Annotated in this window: 4 protein-coding genes; all 4 read right to left on the bottom strand. The window is 67.0% G+C overall.

Features of this window, described 5'->3' with window-relative positions; genetic code table 11:
* Nucleotides 1–635: FAD binding domain-containing protein (locus H8A92_RS40195; RefSeq protein ID WP_229200772.1), on the bottom strand; the 635-nt coding region annotated here is incomplete at its 3' end.
* Between the two features lie 13 nt (nt 636–648).
* The gene (locus H8A92_RS40190) at nt 649–1,092 is read right to left on the bottom strand and encodes an SRPBCC family protein (RefSeq protein WP_229200771.1); all 444 of its coding nucleotides are present in this window, start codon (nt 1,090–1,092) and stop codon (nt 649–651) included.
* A 216-nt stretch (nt 1,093–1,308) separates the two neighbouring features.
* The gene (locus H8A92_RS40185) at nt 1,309–1,746 is read right to left on the bottom strand and encodes an SRPBCC family protein (protein ID WP_229200770.1); all 438 of its coding nucleotides are present in this window, start codon (nt 1,744–1,746) and stop codon (nt 1,309–1,311) included.
* Between the two features lie 9 nt (nt 1,747–1,755).
* Nucleotides 1,756–2,617: flotillin family protein (locus H8A92_RS40180; RefSeq protein WP_274613598.1), on the bottom strand; the 862-nt coding region annotated here is incomplete at its 5' end.

Genomic DNA, 2,617 nt, shown 5'->3' with positions numbered 1-2,617 from the left:
GGCGTTGGCGCCATCGAGCCGAGCGCGACGCGGGCGCCGACGATGCGGCCGCCGTTGAGGGGCAGATGCGCAGCGAGCGTGATCACGGCGCCGCCTTTGGGCTTGATCCGCGCGATCTTGCGGTAGCGGAAGGCCTCAGTGCTGCCGGGCTTGGCAAAGGAAATCGCGAGCACCAGCGTACCGGTCTGCCGGTCGCGCGATTGCAGGAATTCTTCGATTCCGATCTCGCGTCCGCCGAGCCCGCCCTGCACCGACACGACCGCATCGAGCGCGAGCATCGCGACGGTGAAGTCGCCATACGGCACCGGCGCAAACAGATTGCCGCCGACCGTGCCCATATTGCGCACCGCTGGTCCGCCGATCGAGCGGGCAGGTGCATGCAGGAAGCCGAGATCGCGATCGGCTAGGATGCGCGCGAAGGTGACGCCGGCGCCGAGCGTGATCCGCGAGCCTGTGGCGTCGATCCTTGTCATCGCATGATCGCTAGCGCGGACGACGGTCGAGATCGTGACGTCGCCCTCGTTCAGCGCCCGCATCACCAGCGTACCGCCGCCGAGGTAGCGGGCGCTGCGATCCGATGACAGCGCCGCCGCGGCGTCTTGGCTGCTGGTGAAGGTCTTCACCGTGACTGGCATGATGTCCTCCCGCTTACGCGGCCCCCTTCAGATGCCGGCGGATGGCGTCGAAGCCGGTCTGGTAGATGTCCTCTGAGACCATCTGCGTGATGCGATCCCTATCCTCAGTCCGCGTCGTGAAGCGCGATTCCCAGTGCCAGAAAGTGCGGTCGCCGTCGGTGACCGGCAACAGGCGGACATGCGCCACGTAGTTGAACATGGGGATCGGCGTATCGAGCAGGCAATAGCTGAAGCTCTGTTCCAGATCGGAGAGCGCCAGCAGCTGCTCGCGCAGCTCGGCGCCATCCTTGAGCTTGAAGCGCCTCACGCAGCCGATCTTGTCGGACGGCTGCGCGCGTTCGATGCCGCTGGTCGCAACCCCCGGATGCCAGCGGTCATGGCCGTTGAAATCGCGCAGCACAGCCCACACCGCATCGGTCGGTGCATCCAGGATCGTGCTTTTGACGATATGCGGCACGGTCAACGTCCAATATCTCGCTTTGGCATCGATATGGCCGCGCGTATCACCTCTCCCCAACGGGGAGAGGTCGGCGCGCAGCGCCGGGTGAGGGGGCTCAGGTCCCACGGGGGACCACAACCCCTCACCCGGATCGCATCATGCGATGCGATCCGACCTCTCCCACAGGGGGAGAGGTGGACCGTCCGCTCGGTGATATCTGACCTATGCATCCCGCTAGCCCCCGAACGCCCGCTTCAGCGCGTCGAAACCGCCTTGGAACACGCCGCCGCCGATATTGTTGACCAGCTCCGCCTCGCGCTCCGGCGCGCAGTCGAATTCGGCGGTCCATTCCAGGAACGTCTGGTCGCCATCGGTGACCGGCGTCAGCCGCAGGGTCGCGACGTAGTTCTCGACATCCATCGGTGATTCCAGGATCGAATAGGTACAAAACATGTCGTAGTCGGACAGCCCGAGCAGCTTCTCGCGGATGCGATCGCCGTTGCGCAGCCGGAAGTCCCTGACGCAGCCGATCTTGTCGGAGGGCTCGCCGCCCTCGATCCGGCTCTCGGCGATCGCCGGGTGCCAGTTCGGTAGCCCGTTGAAATCGCGGACCCGAGCCCAGACCCGGTCGTTGCGGGCATTGACGACGGTGGAGACGTAAACCCGTGCCATGGCGTGCGCTCAGTCCTTCTTGCGCGGCGTGCGCTCGGGGCGCGGCGGTTCGCCGCCCTCGGGCGCCGCCGGCTTGGCCTCGCCGCTGCCCTTGCGTGCGGAATCCTTGATGCCCTGCATGTCGCGCGCTTCGCGGATCAGGCCGGGCATCTTGGCGAGGCTGCCGCCCTCGACGCCGATGTCCGACAGGATCGAATCGATCAGCGGCGCCTGCACCCGGTAACGCAGCGCCGAGTCGATCACCTCGTCGGTGGCGCTGCGGCCCGAGCCGCCGCCATTGCCGTTGCCATTGAGCCCGTCGACCTGGAGGATGCGGATGCCCTCGATCTTCTCCATCGGCTTGACGCTCTCGCGGACGATGCCCTCGATCCGGTCGAGCAGCTTGCGGCGGAACAGCGAGTAGCGCGCCTGGTCGGTCAGCACGTTCTCGGCTTCGTTGAGCAGGCGCTGGGCCTCGGCCTCGACCGCGGCGCGGACGCGTTCGGCGTCGGCGGCGATCTTGGTCTCCTCGGCCTGCTTTTCGGCCAGCAGCACCTCGACGGTCTTGCGCCGCTTTGCGATCTCGCTTTCGCGGGCGGTAACGACGCGCTCGGCGGCTTCCGTCGCGCGAATCCGTGCGTCTTCGGCGGCAGCGCGAGCCGCTGACTCTTCCAGTGACTTCTGATGCAGCGCGATCGCCTTCTCCATCAGCGCGGTCTCCACGTCCTTCTCGCGGTTGACCTCGAGCTTGCGCAGCTCGCGTTCGCGGCCGATGCGGGCCTCGTCGAGACCGCGGTCTGACGCAATCCGGGCGCGCTCGACCTCCTCGCGCGCGGCGATCTCGGCCTCCTGCAGCGACTGATTGCGGGCGACTTCGAGCTGCTCGATCGCG

Origin of the sequence: Bradyrhizobium acaciae, assembly GCF_020889785.1 — a bacterium.
GTDB classification, from domain to species: domain Bacteria; phylum Pseudomonadota; class Alphaproteobacteria; order Rhizobiales; family Xanthobacteraceae; genus Bradyrhizobium; species Bradyrhizobium acaciae.
Note: the sequence above shows the minus strand (reverse complement) of the source record. Positions and strands in the feature narration are given on the sequence as shown.